Annotated in this window: 13 protein-coding genes; 6 read left to right on the top strand and 7 right to left on the bottom strand. The window is 67.0% G+C overall.

The window, feature by feature from the left end; translation table 11 throughout:
• Positions 1-109 precede the first annotated feature (109 nt).
• Both J7J50_RS12060 and J7J50_RS12055 read left to right on the top strand, forming a co-directional pair.
• A complete protein-coding gene (locus tag J7J50_RS12060) occupies positions 110-1,561 on the top strand; it encodes a DNA polymerase Y family protein (RefSeq protein ID WP_215057868.1) in 1,452 nt (483 codons plus the stop codon).
• Entirely contained in the window at positions 1,558-4,713 is a 3,156-nt protein-coding gene (locus J7J50_RS12055) for an error-prone DNA polymerase (protein ID WP_215057867.1), read from the top strand. The genes J7J50_RS12060 and J7J50_RS12055 overlap by 4 nt, the downstream gene beginning before the upstream one ends.
• Positions 4,714-4,816: 103 nt before the next feature.
• Here J7J50_RS12055 and J7J50_RS12050 read toward each other — a convergent pair whose 3' ends face one another.
• Together J7J50_RS12050 and J7J50_RS12045 are read right to left on the bottom strand one after the other, a co-directional pair.
• Positions 4,817-5,365 carry a response regulator gene (locus J7J50_RS12050; protein WP_215057866.1) on the bottom strand — a complete coding sequence of 183 codons (549 nt, stop codon included), beginning with the start codon at positions 5,363-5,365 and terminating at the stop codon, positions 4,817-4,819.
• On the bottom strand, positions 5,362-6,594 hold the full coding sequence (locus tag J7J50_RS12045) for an ATP-binding protein (protein ID WP_215057865.1): 1,233 nt from the start codon (positions 6,592-6,594) through the stop codon (positions 5,362-5,364). The genes J7J50_RS12050 and J7J50_RS12045 overlap by 4 nt, the downstream gene beginning before the upstream one ends.
• A 278-nt stretch (positions 6,595-6,872) precedes the next feature.
• On the opposite strand from J7J50_RS12045, the gene J7J50_RS12040 reads away from it, so the two are divergent.
• On the top strand, positions 6,873-7,280 hold the full coding sequence (locus J7J50_RS12040; protein ID WP_215057864.1) for a hypothetical protein: 408 nt from the start codon (positions 6,873-6,875) through the stop codon (positions 7,278-7,280).
• Positions 7,281-7,421: 141 nt separating this feature from the next.
• On the opposite strand, the gene J7J50_RS12035 is transcribed toward J7J50_RS12040, so the two are convergent.
• Positions 7,422-10,184 carry a TonB-dependent receptor gene (locus J7J50_RS12035; RefSeq protein ID WP_215057863.1) on the bottom strand — a complete coding sequence of 921 codons (2,763 nt, stop codon included), beginning with the start codon at positions 10,182-10,184 and terminating at the stop codon, positions 7,422-7,424.
• 490 nt (positions 10,185-10,674) lie between these two features.
• On the opposite strand from J7J50_RS12035, the gene J7J50_RS12030 reads away from it, so the two are divergent.
• On the top strand, positions 10,675-12,444 hold the full coding sequence (locus J7J50_RS12030; protein WP_215057862.1) for a DUF1800 domain-containing protein: 1,770 nt from the start codon (positions 10,675-10,677) through the stop codon (positions 12,442-12,444).
• 14 nt (positions 12,445-12,458) lie between these two features.
• Positions 12,459-13,892: a DUF1501 domain-containing protein gene (locus J7J50_RS12025; protein ID WP_215057953.1), complete on the top strand. Its 1,434-nt coding sequence runs from the start codon at positions 12,459-12,461 to the stop codon at positions 13,890-13,892.
• A gap of 237 nt (positions 13,893-14,129) precedes the next feature.
• On the opposite strand, the gene J7J50_RS12020 is transcribed toward J7J50_RS12025, so the two are convergent.
• From J7J50_RS12020 to J7J50_RS12005, 4 genes are all read right to left on the bottom strand, one after another.
• Positions 14,130-14,912 carry a hypothetical protein gene (locus J7J50_RS12020; protein ID WP_215057861.1) on the bottom strand — a complete coding sequence of 261 codons (783 nt, stop codon included), beginning with the start codon at positions 14,910-14,912 and terminating at the stop codon, positions 14,130-14,132.
• 363 nt (positions 14,913-15,275) lie between these two features.
• Positions 15,276-16,703 carry a PAN domain-containing protein gene (locus J7J50_RS12015; protein ID WP_215057860.1) on the bottom strand — a complete coding sequence of 476 codons (1,428 nt, stop codon included), beginning with the start codon at positions 16,701-16,703 and terminating at the stop codon, positions 15,276-15,278.
• A 295-nt stretch (positions 16,704-16,998) separates the two neighbouring features.
• Positions 16,999-17,871, bottom strand: a complete 873-nt coding sequence (locus J7J50_RS12010; RefSeq protein ID WP_215057859.1) for a LysR substrate-binding domain-containing protein — start codon at positions 17,869-17,871, stop codon at positions 16,999-17,001.
• A gap of 94 nt (positions 17,872-17,965) precedes the next feature.
• The gene (locus J7J50_RS12005; RefSeq protein ID WP_215057858.1) at positions 17,966-18,880 is read right to left on the bottom strand and encodes a LysR family transcriptional regulator; all 915 of its coding nucleotides are present in this window, start codon (positions 18,878-18,880) and stop codon (positions 17,966-17,968) included.
• Between the two features lie 163 nt (positions 18,881-19,043).
• On the opposite strand from J7J50_RS12005, the gene J7J50_RS12000 reads away from it, so the two are divergent.
• Positions 19,044-19,796 (top strand): SDR family oxidoreductase, encoded by a 753-nt coding sequence (locus tag J7J50_RS12000; protein ID WP_215057857.1) that lies wholly within the window; start codon positions 19,044-19,046, stop codon positions 19,794-19,796.
• Positions 19,797-20,061: the final 265 nt, after the last annotated feature.

Below are 20,061 nucleotides of genomic sequence, written 5' to 3'. Positions count from 1 at the left end.
CCACCCGAAAGCCCCGCCCCCGCGCCACCTATCGCGGAAGCCCCGATCTCGATCCTCCCCATCGCACCGCCCCCGCCCGCTCCGGCGGCCCCGCGCTGAGTCCATCGCCATGCGCTGGGCCTGCCTGCTGCTGCCGCAAATGGCGATGGACGTGGTCCTTCGCAATCACCCGCATCCCGAGCGCCCGCTGGTGCTGGTCGATGGCCCACACGCGCGCCGCCGCCTGCATGCGGTCAACGCCGCCGCGCGCGCGCTCGGCCTCAAGCCGGGGATGTCGCTGATCGCCGCGCACGCCATCGTTGATGGCTTCCAGATGGTCGAACACGACCCGCAGGCGGTCGAACACGCGCGCAACCTGCTCGCGGCCTGGGCCTATCGCTACAGCTCGCAGGTCAGTACCGAGTTCGCCCACGCCATCGTCCTGGAGATCGGCCGCAGCCGGAAGCTGTTCGGCCTGTGGCCGCAGCTGCACAAGCGCCTGGGCGAGGAACTGCGCGAACTCGGTTTCCGCTACCGCATGGCCGCCGCGCCGAACCCGCACGCCGCCCGCGCGCTGACCAACCTCGCCGACGGATTGTTCTTCGACGACGACATGCTGCCGAGCGCGCTGGCGAAGATGCCGATCGAGCGATGCGGCCTCGACGCCGCCGTCGTGCAGGCCCTGCAGCGCATGGGCCTGCGCAAGCTCGGCGCGGTGTTCGCCCTGCCGCGCGCGCCGCTGGCGCGGCGTTTCGGCCAGGACGTGCTGACCCGGCTCGACGCGCTGCGCGGCGAAGCCTCGCCGCCGATGACGTATTTCCAGCCGGCGGACGTGTTCGACGCGCGCATCGAACTGGGCCACGAAGTCGAATCCAGCCTGGCCCTGCTGTTTCCGCTGCGCCGCCTCACCGCCGACCTGTCCGCGTACCTGTCCGGCCGCGACGGCGGCGTGGCGCGTTTCAAGCTGCTTCTCGAACACGAGCACCATGCCCATCGCGAACGCATCGCCGACAGCGAAATCGCGGTCGGCCTGCTCGCGCCCGAGCGCGAGGCGGCGATGCTGTTCGAACTGGCGCGCGGGCGATTGCAGCACGCGCAACTGCCCGCGCCGGTGGTCGGCCTGCGCCTGCTCGCGGAAGAACTGCCGCCGTTCGTGCCGGCGCGCCGCGACCTGTTCGACCCGCGCCCGCAGCAAGCCCTGCCCTGGGCGCAGTTGCGCGAACGCCTGCGCGCGCGGCTCGGCGACGACGACGTGCACGGACTGGCGCTGCATCCCGATCATCGCCCCGAACGCGCCTGGCGCCGCGTGGTCGGCGACGCGCCGCGTTCGAACAAACCCGCCGCGCCGAGCGTTGCGACCGGAGCGACCCGCCCCGGCTGGCTGCTGGCCGCGCCCGAACCGCTGCGCGAACCGGTCGCGCGCATCCTCGCCGGCCCCGAGCGCATCGAATCGGGCTGGTGGGACCAGGACGATGTGCGCCGCGATTACTACCTGGTCGAAACCGTCCGCGGCCAGCGCGCCTGGGCGTATCGCGACGCCGGCGGCGACGGCCCGCTGATGCTGCACGGCTGGTTCGCATGAACCTTCCGCCGCACGCGCGCGCACTCGCCACGGCCGAGCCCTTGCCGGACTACGCCGAACTGCATTGCCTGTCGGCTTTCAGTTTCCAGCGCGGCGCATCGGTCGCGGATGAATTGTTCGACCGGGCCAAGGCGCTCGGCTATCGCGCGCTGGCCATTACCGACGAATGCTCGCTCGCCGGCATCGTCCGCGCCTGGCAGGCCGGGCAACGCACCGGGCTGGCCCTGATCGTCGGCAGCGAAATCCGCGTGCACGAGGGGCCGAAGATCGTCTTGCTGGCGACCGACATGGCCGGCTACACCGATCTGTGCGGCTTGATCACGCAGGCGCGCAGGCGCGCGAAAAAAGGCGAATATCTCAGCTTGCCGGATGATTTCCGCGAACGCAGCGCTCATCTGCTCGCGCTGTGGATACCCGGCAACGACGAACACGACGACGCCCATGCCGCGTGGTTGCAGACGCATTTCGGCGACCGGCTCTGGCTCGCGGTCGAACTGCATCGCGGCCCCGATGACGACGCGCGATTGGCGCGACTCACCGCGCTGGCCGCCCGCCACGGCCTGCCGCCGGTGGCGGCGGGCGACGTGCATATGCACGAACGCGCGCGCCGTCCGCTGCAGGACGTGTTGACCGCGGTGCGCCATCACACCACCGTCGCCGCGGCCGGGGATCTGCTGTTTCCCAACGGCGAACGGCATCTGCGCATCCGCAAGGCGCTGCAGGCGATCTATCCGGCGCGGATGCTGGCCGAAACGATGAAGATCGCCCAACGCTGCGCCGGGTTCGATCTCAAACGCGACCTCAAGTATCAGTACCCGCACGAACTCGTGCCGGCCGGCCACAGCGCGAAATCCCTGCTGCGCGCCATGGTCATCCAAGGCGTCCGGCAACGCTGGCCCGGCGGCGCCAGGCGCAAGCACCTCAAGCAACTCGCGCACGAACTGCGGGTCATCGCCACGCTGGAATACGAATCCTTCTTCCTGACCGTCCACGACATCGTCAACCACGCCCGTTCGCTGGACATCCTGTGCCAGGGCCGCGGTTCGGCCGCCAATTCGCTGGTCTGCTATGTCCTGGGCATCACCGAGACCTCTCCGGACCGGATGGAGATGCTGTTCGAGCGCTTCATGTCGGTGGAACGCAACGAACCGCCGGATATCGACGTCGACTTCGAGCACGAACGCCGCGAGGAAATCCTCCAGTACGTCTTCAATCGCTACGGCCGCCATCGCGCGGCCCTGACCGCGGTGGCCATCAGCTATCGCGGGCGCAGCGCCGTGCGCAGCGTCGCCGCCGCGCTGGGCATGCCGCAGGATCAGATCGCGGAATTGTCGCGGATGCTGGATCGCTGGAGCGAAGATGTCCCGGAGCCCGATCAGTTGCACGAACGCGGTTTCGATACGCAATCGGCGCTGCTGCGCAACGTGCTGTCGCTGAGTTCGCAACTGGTCAAGAACAACTTCCCGCGCCATCTGTCGCAACACCCGGGCGGCTTCGTCATATCCGAGCATCCCTTGCACACCCTGGTCCCGGTCGAGAACGCTGCGATGGACGACAGAACCGTGGTGCAGTGGGACAAGGACGATCTGGATGCGATGCAGATCATCAAGGTCGATTGCCTGGCGCTGGGCATGCTCACGGCCGTTCGCAAGATCCTCAAGTCGCTGGAGGACCAGGGCCACGGCACGATCACCATGGACTCCATTTCGCGGCTCGGCGACGACAAGGACGTCTACGCCATGATCTGCAAGGCCGACACCGTCGGCGTGTTCCAGATCGAATCGCGCGCACAGATGTCGATGCTGCCGCGGCTGCGGCCGCGGAATTTCTACGATCTGGTCATCGAGATCGCGATCGTGCGGCCGGGGCCGATTCAGGGCGATATGGTCAATCCGTATCTGCTCAGGCGCAAACAAGATCCGGAAACGATCGAATATCCTTCCGAAGAGCTGAGGGACGTGCTCAAGCGAACGCTCGGCATACCCCTGTTCCAGGAGCAGGTAATGCAGATCGCGATTGTCGCCGCTGGTTACACACCCGGCGAAGCCGATCAGTTGCGCCGCTCGATGGCCGCCTGGAAACGCCACGGCGGGCTGGAGCCCCATCGCGAGCGGTTGCGCCAAGGGATGCTGAAAGACGGCAAATACACGGAAGACTTCGCCCACCGCATCTTCGAACAGATCAAGGGCTTCGGCAGCTACGGCTTTCCCGAATCGCACGCCGCCAGCTTCGCCCTGATCGCCTACGTCAGCTGTTGGCTGAAGCACTATCACCCGGCCGCGTTCGCCTGCGGCATCATCAATTCGATGCCGATGGGCTTCTACACCCACGGCCAGATCCTGCAGGACGTGCGCCGCAACGGCGTCACGGTGCTGCCGGTGGACGTGCGCTACAGCGATTGGGACTGCACGCTGGAAGCCGCGCCGGGCGGCCGCGGCAAGCATCCGCACGCGATCCGCATGGGCCTGCGCCTGATCAACGGCTTCGACGAAGCCTCGGCCGATCGCATCTCGGATGCGCGCGCGCGGGCGCCGTGGCGCGATGTCGAGGACCTGTGCGCGCGCGCCGCGATCGATGCGCGCGGGCGCGCCCTGCTCGCCGACGCGGGCGCGTTGCGCGCGCTCGCCGGCCATCGCCATCGCGCGCGCTGGGCGGTCGCCGGGGTGGATACGCAACTGCCGCTGTTCGCGGGCGTGGCGCGCGACGAAGCGCCGGTATCGCTGCCGCTGCCGAGCGCGGGCGAGGACGTGCAGGCCGACTACGCTTTGCTCGGCACGACGCTCGGACGGCATCCCTTGTCGCTGTTGCGCAGCGCGCTGCATGCGCGGCGTTGCCGGCGTTCGTCGCAACTGGCCAAGGTCGAACACGGTGCGCGGGTGCGCTTCGCCGGCCTGGTGACGGTGCGCCAGCATCCGGAAACCTCCAGCGGGGTGACCTTCCTGAGCCTGGAAGACGAGGACGGCATGGTCAACGCGGTGGTCTGGCGCGACCTGGCCCAGCGCCAGCGCCGCGTGCTGGTCGAGTCGCGGCTGATGGCGATCGACGGGCGCCTGGAACGCGTGGACGGCGTCCAGCACATCATCGCTTCGCGCATGGAAGACCTGACGCCGCTGCTGGGTTCGCTGACGACGCATTCGCGCGATTTCCATTGACCGCAACCGGCGCGATCCGGATTTTTCAGCGCGCCGCGTATCGACTCATGCGCTTCACGCCGCGCGAGGCGACGGCGAACACCGCGCCGATAACGCGCCGGCCCTACTCCGGCCGCTCGCGCACCGGCCGCTTCGCCAGTTTGCGCTGCAGGGTGCGCCGGTCCACGCCGAGCATGCGCGCCGCCGCGGAAACGTTGCCGCCGCATTCGGCCAGCACGCGCTGCATGTGCTCCCAACCCTGGCGCCGCAGCGACGGCGGCTCGGCCGGCGGTTCCGGCGGCGGCGCCTGCGGCGACGGCGATTCGAACGCCTGCGCCAGCGCGTCGATGTCGAACGGCTTGGGCAGATAGTTCCAGGCGCCGCGGCGCATCGCATCGACCGCGGTGGCGATGCTGGCGTAACCGGTGGCGAGCACGATCCGCGCCCGCGGACAGCGCGCGCGCAGATCGTGAATCAACAGCAGGCCGTTGTCGGCGCCGAGCTTGAGATCCAGGACGATGCCGTCGGCGACGAAATCCTCCAGCGCGGCCAACGCGCTGGCCGCGTCGTGACGCGCCCGCACCTCGACGCCGCGGCGCGCGAGCATGCGCGCGAGCACCTGGCAGAACGCCAGATCGTCGTCGATCAGCAGCATGCGCGCGGGCAGGCTCATGGCGTCGCCTGCGCGGCGGGCGACGACGACGGCGCGGCGAACGGCAGATCGACCTCGGTCACGCAACCGCCGCCTTCGCGTTCCACCTGCCGCACCCGGCCGCGGCTGCGCTCGATGCCGGCCTTGGAAATCATCAGGCCGATGCCGAGCCCCTGCCCTTCGTTGTCCAGGCGCGGACGCGCGGCGATCTGCGCCGGCCCCGCGCCGCGATCGAGGATGGACACGGTCAGCCAGTTCTCGCGCGCCTGGGTCGTCACCTCGACCGGCGCATCGACGCCGCGCGCGGCATTGGCGTCGGCGGCGTTGTTGATCAGGTTGATCAAGGCCTGCGGCAGGCCCGCGTCCACGCGCACCTTGCGCTCGGGCGCGCCGGGACGGAACACCGCGGTCGCGTTCGGCCGCAGCAGGCGCCAGCGATCGACGCAGGCGTGCACGAAGCCGTCCGCGTCTTCCAGCGTGGTTTCGCCGGCGGCGCCGCGGCGCGCCATCTCGGCCAGCGCGCGCACGTGATCGCGGCAATGCGCCAGTTGCGAGCGCAGCAGTTCGATGTCTTCGCGCGGCGGCGATTGTTCGCTGGCCATCCAGTCGTCCACCAGCAGGCCCATCGTCGCCAGCGGCGTGTTCAATTCGTGCGCGGTGCCGGCGGCGAGCGAACCCAGCGCCGACAGCGATTCGTCGCGGATCGCGCGCTCGCGCGCTTCCGACAGGCTGCGGCGCTGATCGCGCACGATGGTCATGAAGCGGCTCAGCACCACCACCATGATGCCGGCCGAGAGCAGGAAGTTCACCCACATCCCGGTCACGTGCAGTTGGAAGTCGCTGCCGTGGATATGCGGCAAGTCCACGTGATGGCGCATCAGCCAGGTGTACAACGCCGCGGTCAGCACGGTCAGGCCGAGCATGGGCGCGATGTCCAGGCCGATCGCCGCCAGCGCCACCGGCACCAGATACAGCGACACGAACGGATTGGCCGGGCCGCCGGAGTAATACAGCAGCGCGGTCAGCGCCAGCTGATCGACCAGCAACTGCAACACCAGCGCGCGCGGGCCGGCGTCGCGATGGGCCAGCCACCACCAGTGGCTGAGCACGTTGAACGCGAGCAGGCCGGTGGAGATCGACAGCAGCGGTTCGGCCGGGATCGGCAGGTTCAGGCGCTGGACCACGAACACCACGGTCAGCATCTGCCCGGCCACCGACAGGTATCGCAGGTAGATCAGCAGTTGCAGCACGGGGCGGTCCGCGGGAGACGAAGGCCGATTATCGCACCGCCCGGGCCGACGGGGCCGCCGCGACCGCGCGACGCATCCGCGCGCCGGCATGCTGCGCTGCGACGCTGGGCGATGCGTCCGGGTCAAGTCGGCGTCGGCGCGCGGGCCTGGCGCGCGCCAGCGCCTGTCAAAACCGACAGGTCGCGCGCGTCGCGACGGCGCGGCGCTATCCTCGACCGGCCAGGATGGTCTGGCGATACACAGGAATGTACGTCATGAAATCAAATGGATGGATTTTGATGAACGCCCTGCTGTGCGGCGCGCTCGCCCTCGCCGGCATGGGCCCGGCCCGCGCCGCGCCCGCGGCCGGCGCGCAGGCATTGCCGCTGGGTCCGGTGCTGTACTGCTTCGTCGGCCCGAACACGCAACCGCCGCCGCCGGGCAACCTGGGCAACTGCTCGACCTTCTACCAGGGCGCCAGCAGCTACAGCGCGGATTTCGACATCCGCAATCTGCCGGCCGGCAACTACAGTTTCGTGTGGACCAACGACAACGGCCTGGTGTTGCCGTGCACGACCAAGAGCTGCCGCACGACCTATCGCGGCGGCCAGCCGATCGTGGACGTGGTCAACGTCACCTATACCGATCTGGCCACCGGCATCGCGCGGACGCTGAGCCGCGATGTGCAGATCAATTCGCCGCTGTAAGGTTTCGCGGTTACCGATCGCAAAAAAGAAAGCGGGCTCAGGCCCGCTTTCTCTTTCGCCGCCGTCACTACGCGATCCGTCTTCATGAAAAAGACCAGGAGCGGACAAGCCGCTCCCGGCTGGATCGAAACCTGTTCGCCGTCAACGGAACTCGTGGTTGTACTCCAACCAGAACTGGCGCCCGTAAGGATCGTAATTGCCGACCGGATAGAACGGCCAGCCGCCGTTGTTGCGGTCCTGCGGCGGGTTGGAGTCGCGCAGGTTGTTCACGACCAGCGACAGCGTGGATTTGTCGTTGAAGTTGTACGACACGCTGCCGTTGTAGCGCGTATACGGGCCGTAGCGGCCGCTGCCGTCGCTGTTGGGCAGGCTGCCGTAACGCAGCGCGGTGAGGTTGGTGCTCCACGGGCCGATCGTCCAGGTCACGCCGGTGTTGACCTTGCTGCGCCAGTCGCCGGCTTCCAGCGGGTCCAGGGTGTTGCGCAGGTCGATCGTCGGATCGTCGGCGAATTGCCGGTAGTCGTGCTTGATCACCAGGGTGTAGGCCACGCGCGCGGCGAAGTCGCCGAAGCGGCCCGCGCTCCAGCGCAGGTTGCTCTTCAGGTCGATGCCGTCGGTGCGCTCGGAGGCGGCGTTGATGGCGTTGACCAGCACGCGACGCACCTGATCGGGCTGCACCGGCGCGTCGGACGGATTGCGGATCACCCGGCTCAAGGCCTCGCGGCAATTGGGCGAATTGATGTCGCGCGGCTCGCCGCCCAGGGTGCGTCCGAGGCGGCAATCGGCTTCTTCGCGCAGGATGCGGCTGCTGCTGAGGTTGGTGACTTCGTCCTCCAGGCGGATGCTGTAGTAATCCAGCGACAGATCGAAGTGCTGCGACGGCGACCACACCACGCCCAGGCCGTAGGACGTGCCGTTTTCCGGCTTCAGCCCGGGGTTGCCCGAGCTGGTGTAGTCGATGGCCAGATCGGTGAAATCGCAATTGTCGTAAGGCTGGCCGGCGCTGCGGCAGCGCCAGTAATCGGTCATGCCCGGATTATAGCCGCGGGTTTCGGCGGCGAAGATGTAGTTCATGTCCGGCGCGCGGAAGCTGGTGGCGGCGGTGGCGCGAACCAACAAGGTATCGGTCGGGCGGAATTCCAGTCCCGCGTTCCAGGTCGCCTTGCCCGATTTGCGTCCGGCGAAGCGGAATTCGTCGTAACGCGCGGCCGCCGAAGCGGTCAGCGTGCTGAAGATCGGTACGTTGATCTCCGCGCCGATGGCGTAGCGATCGCGATCGCCGCTGGCGCGCGAGCCGGCGCTGGTGTTCCAGAACGTGCCGTCGCCCAGGCGCGGGTCGGGCCGGTTGCTGTAACCCTGGGTGCCGGCTTCGAGCACGCCGGCGAAGCCGACCGTGCCGGCCGGCAGATCGAACAGGTTGCCGTTGACGCTGAAGCTCAGGTTCTGGATCCAGGCGGCGTTGACGCCTTCGTGGAAGCCGGTCAGGCGCTGGTAGTCGGCCGGGCTCAGTGGCTGGTACAGGCGCGCCGGATCGGGGTTGTAGATGCCGATCCCGGCCGCGGTGGTGCCCAGGCGCGGGCCGAGATAGAACTCGTTGATGCCGGCCAGGAGTTGGCGGCGCTTGGTGCGATTTTCGTTGCGGCCGTGGTTGTAGGCCAGCTCGTAATTCCAGTCGCTGTCGCCGAGCGCACCGCGCGCACCGAGCGAGAACGCCCACGAACGCTCCAGGAAACGGTTGTTGTTGGCGTGGGCCGAACCGATTTCTTCCGGCGCGATGCGGCGATACCAGATCTCGTTGAGGCCGCTGGCCTGATTGAGGAAGTAGTTGTTGTCCGAAGTCCAGCTCGGCGCGCGGGTGTTGTTCTCGATGCTGGCCAGACCCAGTTGCACGTCGGCGAACAACTCGGTGCGATCGCTCAGATGCCAGGTCAGCAGGCCGTAGGCGTCGGCGTTCTTCTTCTGCGTCTGCAGCGTCCAGAACGCCGGCGAGGCTTGATTGCTGCCGCAGTACCAGCCCTGGCGCGAGTTGTTGGCGCGGAAAGTGGAGCCGTGATAAAGCCCGGACAAGCCGCCGCAGGCCGCGCCCGGATCGATATACCCGTTAGTGCGCGCGTTGCGGCGGTAGCCGACCTGGGTCGCCAGCACCGCGTCGCCGCTCGGGTTGTCCAGCAGCGAATCCATGAAGTCGCGCTGGTCGCCCCAGATCGCCTGACGGTGCGAAAGCTCGACGCCGTAAACCGCGTCGAAGCGATCGCTGGAATAACCGCTGACCGCCTGCAGTCGCTGATTCTGCCCGCCGCCGTGTTCGGTGCCGCCCACGCGCAGGTTGAGCTGGGTGCCTTCGAATTTCTTCTTGAGAATGAAATTGACCACGCCGGCGACCGCGTCGGAGCCGTACACCGCCGAGGCGCCGCCGCCGAGCACTTCGATGCGTTCGATCAGGGCGCTGGGAATATTGGCCAGATTGACGACGTTGACCGAGCCTTCGTAGGCCAGCGGGTAATCGGCCTGGCGCCGGCCGTTGATCAACACCAGGGTGTGATTGGGGCCCAAGCCGCGCAGGTTGATGACGTTGGCCGCCGGCGTGAAGGTATTGCCGTAGTCCTCGCCCTGCACCACGCCGGTGTTCTGGCTCAACGCGGCGAGCGCGTCGAACGCGCTGCGAAATCCCTGCTTGTCGATCTCTTCGCCGCTGATCACGGTGACCGGCGACGGCCCTTCCAGGCTGGCGCGCGGGATGCGCGAGCCGGTGACCACCACTTGATCGAGCAAGGTCGCGGGTTTGTCGCCCGGCGCGGGCTCGGCGTCGGCGGCCGCGGCCTGCGCGGACGCGGTCAGCGCCGACAGGCTCAGCGCGAGAACGACGGACAACGGACGGCGTCGCAGCCGTATGACAGCTTGCATGGAAGATCCTTGACGGTGGGGGCGCCGTGCGCGCTGCGCGCATTCCCCGGCAGGCGCGGCACGGCTTTCATGCCATCTTTGTTGTTGCGGCGCACAACCAGAAATGAAGGCGGCGCATCTGCTTATGGCGACCGGGAATTTGCGCCGCGTCGCAAGAGTCTACGGCCTGCGCCGCAGTGGGCTTGTGCGCATCTGCACGCATTGGCGGCGGCGACACAGGGGCGGCGGCGACGCGCGAACGGACAAAATCGGTAAAGCGCACGCAAGCGATGACACCGTGCTCGCGTTATGCGCGTGACCGCTTCCACGCATAGCCCGATACCTGTGACGCGCATTGTGCAGGCCGCGCGAAGACGCACGCGCGAACAGTGACGCGGTTCATCCGCGGCCGCGAGGATCTGTGACGCAACCTGGGCTTTAGCGCTTGTCCGGGCGCATAAGCTCGCGCTCCTCCTGCCCGCCTACCCGCCAGCTCACCAAGGAGTGCGCCATGACCCGCTCCCTCTCCGCTTCCGAACAGGCCGCCTTGCGCCAGCATCTGCTGCAGCGCTACGGCGCGCTCGGTCGCGGCACGCCGTCCAAGGCCGCGCGCGCCAAGCTCGACGGCGCCAGCGGCACCGCCCCGCTCGCCTCCCCCGACCTGCATGCCGCGCCGGTGACGGTCTTGCCGAAAGACCTGCCGCGCCCGCCGTTCTGGATCCGCGTGCTCGGCAATCTGAGCTATGGCGCGACGACGCAGTCGATCGCGGAATTCAACGCGCTCGGCACCACCGACGCGCAGCGCCTGGCCAATTACGTCGATTGGCAGCTCGACTGGGCCAACATCGACGACAGCGCGGTGGAAACGCGCCTGACCAACGCCGGTTACACCACCCTGGGCAAATCCTTGACCCAGTTGTGGGCCGATCACGTCAAGCCCGATCCCGCGTATGAAATCCGCATGCGCCCGGCCGTGGAAGCGCAGCGCGCGGCACTGGTGCGCGCGGTCCACTCCAAGCGCCAGTTGCACGAGGTGATGGTCAATTTCTGGCACGACCACTTCAATGTCATGGCCAGCGACTACGACGCCGGCCCGGTGTTCGTGCATTACCAGCGCGACGTGCTGCGGCCGCAGGCGTTCGGCAATTTCCGCGCGATGCTCGAACAGGTCGCCAAGAGCACCTCGATGCTCTACTTCCTCGACAACGCCGACAACACCCGCGCCGGCCCGAACGAAAACTTCGCCCGCGAACTGCTGGAACTGCACACCCTGGGCGCCGAGCATTACCTGGGTTTCATGGACCCGTTCCAGGTCCCGCCGGATGCCGAGGATCCGAATTATCCCGCCGGCTACACCGACATCGACGTATACGAGACCGCGTCAGCCTTCACCGGCTGGTCGGTGAAGAACGGCCACTGGGAATATCCGACCGAGAACGACGGCAGCTTCGTCTATCGCCAGGCCTGGCACGACGCGGGTCCGAAGTTCCTGCTCGGCCGCATGCTGTATCCGGAACAGCCGGCGCTCAAGGACGGTCGCGATGTACTCGACCGCTTGGCCAGCCATCCGGGCGTGGCGCGTTTCATCTGCAAGAAGATTATCCGCCGCTTCGTCAGCGACACGCCCGACCCTGCGCTGGTGACCAGCGCCGCGCGGATATTCCGGCAGAACTGGCAGGCGCCGGATCAGATCGCCAAGGTCCTGCGCCACGTCCTCAACTCCAGCGTTTTCATGCAGACCTGGGGCGCGAAAGCGCGGCGTCCGTTTGAAGCGGTGGCCGCGGCGATGCGCACGGTCGGCAGCGACTGGACCATCGCCGTCGCCAATCAGAAGAGCGACGAATTCAACTGGCTGATGGGCTTCACCGGTCACTCGCCCTACGACTGGCCGGCGCCGAACGGTTATCCGGACGTGCGCGAGGCGTGGTCGGGTTCCAGCAGTTACGCGATGACCTGGCGGCTGCTCAACTGGGTCACCGAAACCAGCGAGAGCGGCGTGCCGCTGATGCCGATCCTGGCGACCACGCGAAACAAAGTGCCGTCGTGGACCGCGACCAAGCTGGTCGATTTCTGGTGTCTACGCATCCTGGGTTATCTGCCGACCGCGGCGCGCCGGCAGACGCTGATCGCGTTCATGGCCCAGAACGGCGATCCGGCCACTTATGTCATCACCGACACCAACGGCTGGGCCGGCAGCGATCTCAAACGGCATTACAACCAGGAGCGGCTGCGCAGCATGGTGTCGCTGATCCTGATGTCGCCCGAATTCCTCAGCCGCTAAGCCAGGACGCCGACATGACCACCCGACGCGATTTCCTCAAAGGCACCTGCGCCACCGCCGCCATCGGCGCGGTGGGCGGCCCGTCCCTGCTGTTCTCCAACGCCGCCTTCGCCGCGGCCAATGGCCACGACACCGTCGTGCATCTGTTCCTGCGCGGCGGCCTGGACGGCTTGAATCTGGTGGTGCCGATCGACGGCGCCGACCGCGGTTTCTACGAACAGGCCCGGCCGAGTCTGGCCATCGCCGCGACCGGCACCTACGGCGCACTGCCGCTGACGCTGGCCAGCGGCGCCGGCACCGGTTTCGGCCTGCATCCGTCGGCGAGCGGACTGCGCGATCTGTGGAACGCCGGCCACCTGGGCATCGTGCATGCCTGCGGCCTGCTGACCAGCGTGACCCGCAGCCACTTCGACGCGCAGCTCTACATCGACCTGGGCACGCCGGGCCAGCAAGGCATCGGCAGCGGCTGGCTGGCGCGGGCGATGAACGCGCAACCCAATCTCAACGGCACGGAAAAAATTCCCGCGCTCGGCGTCGCTTCGCGTCAACCGGCCGGATTGCTGGGATCGGTGCAGGCGCTGACCATGGGCAGCCCGTCCGACTTCGCCCTCAACGCCGGTGCCTGGTCGTGGCAGAAGATTCGTCCGGATTCGCCGGCCGGGTTCAAGGGCCTCAACGAAACCCTGGCGAGTCTGTGGGGCGGCAGCACGCCGCTGGAACTGGGCGGCCAGCGCGCCGACAGCGCGCTCAAGGTGGTCGCGCAACAAACCTACGCCGCGTTGCCGGCCGGCTGGCCGACCAGCGGTTTCGCCCAGCAGTTGTGGACGATCGCGCAATCGATCCAGTTCAATCTCGGCCTGCACTACGCCACCCTCGACCTGGGCGGTTGGGACACCCACGACGGCCAGGGCACCGCCGGCAGCGGCTATCACTACTACCAGAACAAGATCGCCGAACTCTCGCAGGCCTTGTCGGCGTTCTACGCCGCGCTCGACGCCAGCGGCCACGCCTCGCGCGTGACCGTGGTGGTGCAGTCCGAATTCGGCCGGCGCGTGCGCGCCAACGCCAACGGCGGCACCGACCACGGCTACGGCAATCCGGTGCTGGTGCTGGGCGGGCCGGTCAACGGCCGGCGCTTCTACGGTTCGTGGTCGGGCCTGGACCCGGAAATTCTCTCGCCGCATTTCGGCGACGTGCCGGTGACCACCGATCACCGCCGGGTGCTGTCGGAGATTCTGTTCAAACGCATGGGCCACACCAACCTCGCGCCGGTGTTCCCCGGCTACAGCGGCTACGCGCCGTTGGGCCTGGTGCGCGATTTCGGCACCTTGGCGAAACCGGCGCCGGCGCTGCAGCAGCGCTTGCGCACGGCGGCGCGGCCCTCGCCGGCCGATGAGCCGGACCTGATCGATCGCCTGGTGCAGTATGCGAAGGACTTGATCGACTGAGCGCGACGACGCATTCGATGCGACGAAAGCCGACGCCCTCTCCCGCTGGCGGGAGAGGGCTGGGGTGAGGGCGCCGCAAGCGCGACCGCTCCTGCATGATGCGACTACCCGCGCTTTCTCCCGCCAGCAGGAAAAGAACGCGTGCGATTCTGTCCGGCGCCGTGGCGTTCCGCTTCCGGGGCACGGGTTTCGCCCGGATGCGACCGGCGGTCGCCGCCGGTCAGAACAGCGCCTGCCTTATTGTCCGATCTGCCGGTGATCGACCATCAACGTACCCTGGGTCCGGGTGCTTCGAAGCACGAGTCCGGTCATCCCTCCGAACGACACATAGTCCTCGGGCCGGGCATCGTACCGCCACTTCCCCGACATCTGGTCGCTGGTCAGGAAATACTCGACGCCGGTTTTGCTGTTACTCACCACCCAGGCCTTCGCCTGCGCAAGGGTGTCGCCCGGCTCAGGCTTGCGGACGATCTCACCGATCCATATTTCCGACGGGCCTGCAGTTCCCGAGCCGGGCGAGCCGATCGCGGCGACACCCGTCATCTCGCTGATCGCTCCGCGCGACGCCGGGCAGAGGTCTTGCGTCTTGAGGTCGTCGGGATAATCCCAACCTTGCGAGAGCCTTTGCAGCACCACGTTGTTGCAATCCAGCGCGTTGTTGGCGATTACCCAATGGGTTTCTTTCGACTCGCCCGATGCGAGCCGCTCCAGACGCTGGGTATAAAGCCCTTCGTAGTTCGAGGTCAGATCGGTCTCGGCACGGTTCACGATGGGATCGTCGTGGGCGCAGGCCGACGACAACGGGGCCAGCGCGAGCGTCGACAGCATGGCCAGGGGGAGGAAGCGTTTTGCGTTCATGAGAATCCTTTTTCGGTTGTCTTGGTGACACGCCGGCATCGATGCCGGCGCGCCGCCTTCGCCGGCCGGCGAAGACAAGCCATTGGACCGAGAACGCACCGGTGCGAACACAGATTTGTCCGCAAGGCCAAGCGGATTCCCGCGATCGAAAACACGCTTCATGGATTTTCAGACTCGTCCTACCGGCAACGACCAGCGACATCGGCGATGGGGAACACGATGCAGTCCGGTCGATCGGCATCTCATGCTTCGTCGGATCGTGTCGATCCGCTTCGCTTCCCGCCAAGGCCGCTGGGGCGGCGACTCGCGAACCCCGGATTCGCGCGCAATTGAATGCTCGCGGTGATGGCACGCGCCGCGTGTCCGAACGCGATGAGTTATCGGTGGAGTTCCGCGCGAAAGTGCTCGCGCCCTGCTCCTCTCCCGCGAGCGGGAGAGGATGCCGTTGCAGCGATCGACGTCGCGCCTTGCGAAATCGCGGCCGCCATGCGCGCTGGGCCGCGCGGCGTCGCTCGCCGGCCCTGCTCAGTGGCTTCCGCACACCGGCGACTTGACCCCGGCGGTGGGATTGGGAAGACCCAGGAAGTCGAGAATATGCGGCGTCGCCCCGTCGATCTGCGGCATCGGCGTTGAGGTCAGGTCGCCCGAGCAATACGGCGTCCGGCTCGGATTCCCATAGCGGTTGTTGAGCACCAGCAGCGCGTCGTGCTCCTGCGCGCTCTGCCCGCCGTGCCCAGTGTTCAGGCCGCCGTGATCGGAGGCGACCACGATCAGCCATTCTTCGTTGAGATAGTTCGGCCGCCGCGTCAGCGCGTCGAGCACCTGCTTGATCTGCGCGTCCTCGGCCAGCAGCTTCTGCTGATAGGTCGCGTTGGCCGGATCGTAGCAACAGGTGTGGATGTCCACGTTGTGCAGGTAGTAGAAGATCGCGGTCGGCGCGTGGGTCTGATCCAGCCACTGGATCACCGCGTCGGTGGCCTGCTGCGAATTCTTGGACGCGTTGACGTACACCTGGTCCACGCTCGCCGGCCGCAGGTTGGCGGTGAGATTGGCCCAGTCGGCGACCACCGCGGTGGTCGCGGTCGGATAGGCCTGCTTGATCAGGTCGAACACGTGCGGCTTCTTCAGCGGCAAGGTGATGTCGTTCGAGGTCACTCCATGCTGGCTCGCCCAGAAACCGGTGAACACGCTGCCCCAACCCGGGCCGCTCAGGGTCGACTGCGAGCCGCCGGCCAGCACGTTGCTGTGGTACGCGCCGCCGTTCATCAGCGCCGACAGCGTCGGCGGCTTGGCGCAACCGTCGCACAGCACGGCGTCGCCGCGCAGGCCGTCGATGCCGATCAACAGCACATGCCGGTCGCCGGGAATCGGGTTGGGCGTGCCGTTGACCACGCGGCGGTTGTAGTAGTCGTAGGGATTGCCCGGATAGTCGGTCTTCAATCCGCCGACGTCGCTCGCGCGCTTGTCGCTGAGGTCGCAGCTCGACGCGGTCTTGTTGTAATCGAACGAACGGCACCAGGACGCGCGCGACGACAACGAGCACGCTTCGGCGCAGGCCTGCGGCGTCACCGCGGTGAGCTGCTCGCGGTTGTAGCCCGAGATCGCCGCGTTCGCGGTCGGTTCGAACGAAGCCAGCGCATCGACCTTGAGGCTGTAGTGATCGTAAGGATGGTTGGGATAGTCGGTCTTCAAAGCCACCTGCGAGGCGCGCTTGTCGCTCAGGTCGCACTGATTCTGGGTCTTGTCGTAATCGAACGACACGCACCACGAAGCGTGCGCGGTATCCAGGCACGTGTTCGCGCACTGCTCGGTGCTGACGTTGGTCAGGCGCTGCACGTTGTAGCCGGGAATGGCCGCGTTGGCGGTAACGGCGAAACGCTCCAGCGATTGCGCGCAGGCCGCGCCGGAAACGAACAGCGCTAGCAACGCGAACGCGGATGACTGCATCTTCATGAGAAGCCTCGTGACTTGAAGGACGACGTGCGGCGACCAAACATCGATCGGATCGATCTCGCCCAACAAACCAAGATCGATTCGGCCGCAAGAGTACTTCAAGGAAGATCGATGACAATCGACCGCCGATCAGATTAGACCTGTTCTAAGCATGCATTGAACGCGTCGAATCAAACGCGTTTCGCGATGCGATCTCGACGATCGCGAAGGAAACCAAATGCGCCATCGGCGTCGGCATCGATCGCAAATGCGAGAACGGCAACGTCCGCGCTCGCGCGACCGGCTCGTCCGCCCGCTAGCGCCGCCGGATCAGTTCGATCAGGGCTTTCACCTGCGGCGAACCCAGGTGCTTGTTGAGCACCACCAAGCTGCTGTCCGCGCGCAGATTGGCATCGATAATCTTCCTGGCGACGATGCGCTCGTGCGGTGTGTGCTCGTCCTCGGCGACCATCGACACGCCCAGCCCTTGCGCCACCGCTTCGCGCACCGATTCGCGGCTGCCCAGCTCATAGGCGATGCGCGGCTCGATTCCCGCGCTCTCCAGCGCCGCCAGAAACATCTTGCGGGTCAGCGAACCGGGTTCGCGGATCACCAGTTCCTCGCCGGCGAAATCCTGGATCGACCAGGTCGGCTTATGCGCCAACCGGTGCTCCGCCGGCACTATCGCCATCAATTCGTAGCTGTAGAAATGAAACGCCTGCTGGCCCGGCCGGCCTTCGGATTGCACGAAAAATCCCACATCCACCGCTTCGCGGTCGATCAGGCCCTGCGCCTTGTCGGAGGCGACGAAGCTGACGTTGACGCGGATGTTCGGAAACAGCCTGCGGAACTCGCGGATCAGGTTGGAGGTGCGCACCGGATTGACCGCGACCACGTTGAGCTCGCCGGTCTGCGCCGTGATGTGCGAGAGCAGGATGAATTCGGCCTCGCGCAGCTGATCCAGCGCCGCGCGCAACGGCGCGAGCAAGGCGACGCCGATGTCGGTCAGGCGATTGTTCTCGCGCTGGCGCTGGAACAACTTGGTCTGATACGCGTCTTCGATGCTGGCGATCTGGCTGACGATGGTCGGCTGCGACACGCCGAGCGACTCGGCCGCGGCCTTGAAGCTGCGATGCTGGGCCAGGGCGCAGAAGGCGCGGATCTGCGGCAGGGACAGCTGCGATTTCACCTTCGGCGTCTCCCGGAGTGAGCGGTGTTCGACATCGATGCGACGCGCCGGCGCAAGGCGGCCGGCCTTGCGATTGTAGCGAGCCCGGTTGCGCTCAGGCCGGCGCGTCGGCGCCGAACTTGTCCGCGAACACGCCCGCCACCCAATCCACGAACACCCGCACTCGCGGCGACAACTGCCGGTGCTGCGGATACAGCACCGACACCGGCACGCCCGGGCTGGCGTAGTCGTGCAGCACCTCGACCAGCCGGCCTTCGCGGATGTGCTGCTCGACGCCGTGCAGCGGCAGTTGAATCAGGCCGCAGCCGCGCAGGGCCGCGGCGACATAGCAGGCGGCGTCGTTGACCGATATCCACGAGTTGAGCTGGTATTCGCGCAATCGCCCGTCGACCGTGAGTTCAAACGGATACCGCAGATCGCGATTGCTGGCGAAGAAGCCGACCGCCTGATGCGCCGACAACTCGTCGGGATGACGCGGCGTGCCGAAGTACTGCAGATACTCGGGGCTGGCGCAGACCACTTCCGGCATCGTCGCCAAGCGTTTGGCCACCAGCGAGGAATCGCGTGGCACGCCCGAGCGCACCACGCAGTCGATGCCTTCGCGCACCAGATCGACCAGACGGTCGCCGCTGCTGATTTCCAGGTCGATCTGCGGATAGCGTCCGCGGAATTCGTTGATGCGCGGCAGGATGATGCCGGTGGCGTGGGTGCCGTGCAGATCCAGTCGCAAGGTGCCGCGCGGATTGCTGGCGACCGCGCTCAAGGCCGATTCGGCGTCGTCGAGTTCGGCCAGCACGTGCACGCAGCGGTCGTAATAGGCCTGCCCGTCCAGGGTCGGCCGCACTTGCCGGGTGGTTCGGTCGAGCAGGCGCACGCCCAGGCGCGCTTCCAGTTCCTTGATCGCGTGGGTGGCGGTGGCCTTGGGCACATCCAGCACGGCGGCGGCGCGGGTGAAGCTGCCCAGCTCGACGATGCGGGTGAACAGGCGCAGGGCCTCGAAACGGTCCATGGCGGGCTCCGGGGGCTCGATTGTTGGCGATTATTGAATTGTATTGCCAATTCACGCTGGTTTATCCAGCGCCGACCAACACGCAGACTGGCCCCACAGCGAAACCGGAGGCCACCCGCCTCCCTCGCCCGCCCTCAACCGCCCACCCGCCAAGGAGTCCGCCATGACCGCCCATACCGCCCCCACTGCCAAGACCGCCCTCGTCACCGGCGCCTCGCGCGGCATCGGCCGCGCCATCGCCCTGCGCCTGATCGCCGACGGCTACGCCGTGGTCGTCAACTACGCCGGCAACACCGCCGCGGCCGATGCGCTGGTCGCCGAAATCCACAACGCCGGCGGCCGCGCCGCCGCGATCCAGGGCGATGTCGCCGACGCCGACGCCATGCAGCGCGTGTTCGCCTTCGCGAAAGAAACCTTCGGCCGCCTCGACGTGGTCGTCAACAGCGCCGGCGTGATGCCGTACGTGCCGATCCAGGGCGGCGATCTGGCCGAGTTCGACCGCGTGATCGCCACCAACCTGCGCGGCAGTTTCATCGTCCTGGGCCAGGCCGCGCAGCACCTGGGCGAAGGCGGCCGGATCATCGCGGTATCGACCAGCGTGATCGGCAAGGCCTTCCCGAACTACGGCCCGTACATCGCCTCCAAGGCCGGCGTCGAAGGCCTGGTGCACGTACTCGCCAACGAACTGCGCGGCCGCGGCATCACCGTCAACGCGGTCGCTCCGGGCCCGGTCGCGACCGAGTTGTTTCTCAACGGCAAGACCGAGGAGCAGATCGCGCATTTCAGCTCATTGGCGCCGCTGGAGCGTTTGGGCACGCCGGATGAAATCGCCTCGGCCGTTTCTTTCCTGGCCGGTCCCGATGGCAGTTGGGTGAACTCGCAGGTGCTGCGCGTGAATGGCGGCTACGTGTTCTAAAGCTCGCCGTTTTTGTAGGAGGGCCTTCAGGCCCGATGCTTTCTTCTCCGATCGCGGCGAACTGAGCCAAAGGCATCGGGCCTGAAGGCCCTCCCACAGTTGCATCGCTGTTCACTGTTGTAGCGCCGCTCCCGAGGTTTCTTCTTCCTGCCCAAGTCAACAGCGACTATGTGTTCTCAAGCACGCCGCTGTTGTGGGAGGGCCTTCAGGCCCGATGCTTTCTTCTCCGATCGCGGCGAACTGAGCCAAAGGCGTCGGGCCTGAA

The sequence above is a fragment of the Lysobacter sp. ISL-50 genome (assembly GCF_018612875.1).
Lineage (GTDB): Bacteria > Pseudomonadota > Gammaproteobacteria > Xanthomonadales > Xanthomonadaceae > Lysobacter.
Note: the sequence above shows the minus strand (reverse complement) of the source record. Positions and strands in the feature narration are given on the sequence as shown.

Bases quoted from the DNA above. Each gene is read 5' to 3' on its own strand.
- J7J50_RS12020 (WP_215057861.1), bottom strand. From the start codon at position 14,912: ATGAAGCGTGTTTTCGATCGCGGGAATCCGCTTGGCCTTGCGGACAAA.
- J7J50_RS12040 (WP_215057864.1), top strand. From the start codon at position 6,873: ATGAACGCCCTGCTGTGCGGCGCGCTCGCCCTCGCCGGCATGGGCCCG.
- J7J50_RS12035 (WP_215057863.1), bottom strand. From the start codon at position 10,184: ATGCAAGCTGTCATACGGCTGCGACGCCGTCCGTTGTCCGTCGTTCTC.
- J7J50_RS12050 (WP_215057866.1), bottom strand. From the start codon at position 5,365: ATGAGCCTGCCCGCGCGCATGCTGCTGATCGACGACGATCTGGCGTTC.
- J7J50_RS12030 (WP_215057862.1), top strand. From the start codon at position 10,675: ATGACCCGCTCCCTCTCCGCTTCCGAACAGGCCGCCTTGCGCCAGCAT.
- J7J50_RS12000 (WP_215057857.1), top strand. From the start codon at position 19,044: ATGACCGCCCATACCGCCCCCACTGCCAAGACCGCCCTCGTCACCGGC.
- J7J50_RS12015 (WP_215057860.1), bottom strand. From the start codon at position 16,703: ATGAAGATGCAGTCATCCGCGTTCGCGTTGCTAGCGCTGTTCGTTTCC.
- J7J50_RS12025 (WP_215057953.1), top strand. From the start codon at position 12,459: ATGACCACCCGACGCGATTTCCTCAAAGGCACCTGCGCCACCGCCGCC.
- J7J50_RS12005 (WP_215057858.1), bottom strand. From the start codon at position 18,880: ATGGACCGTTTCGAGGCCCTGCGCCTGTTCACCCGCATCGTCGAGCTG.
- J7J50_RS12060 (WP_215057868.1), top strand. From the start codon at position 110: ATGCGCTGGGCCTGCCTGCTGCTGCCGCAAATGGCGATGGACGTGGTC.
- J7J50_RS12055 (WP_215057867.1), top strand. From the start codon at position 1,558: ATGAACCTTCCGCCGCACGCGCGCGCACTCGCCACGGCCGAGCCCTTG.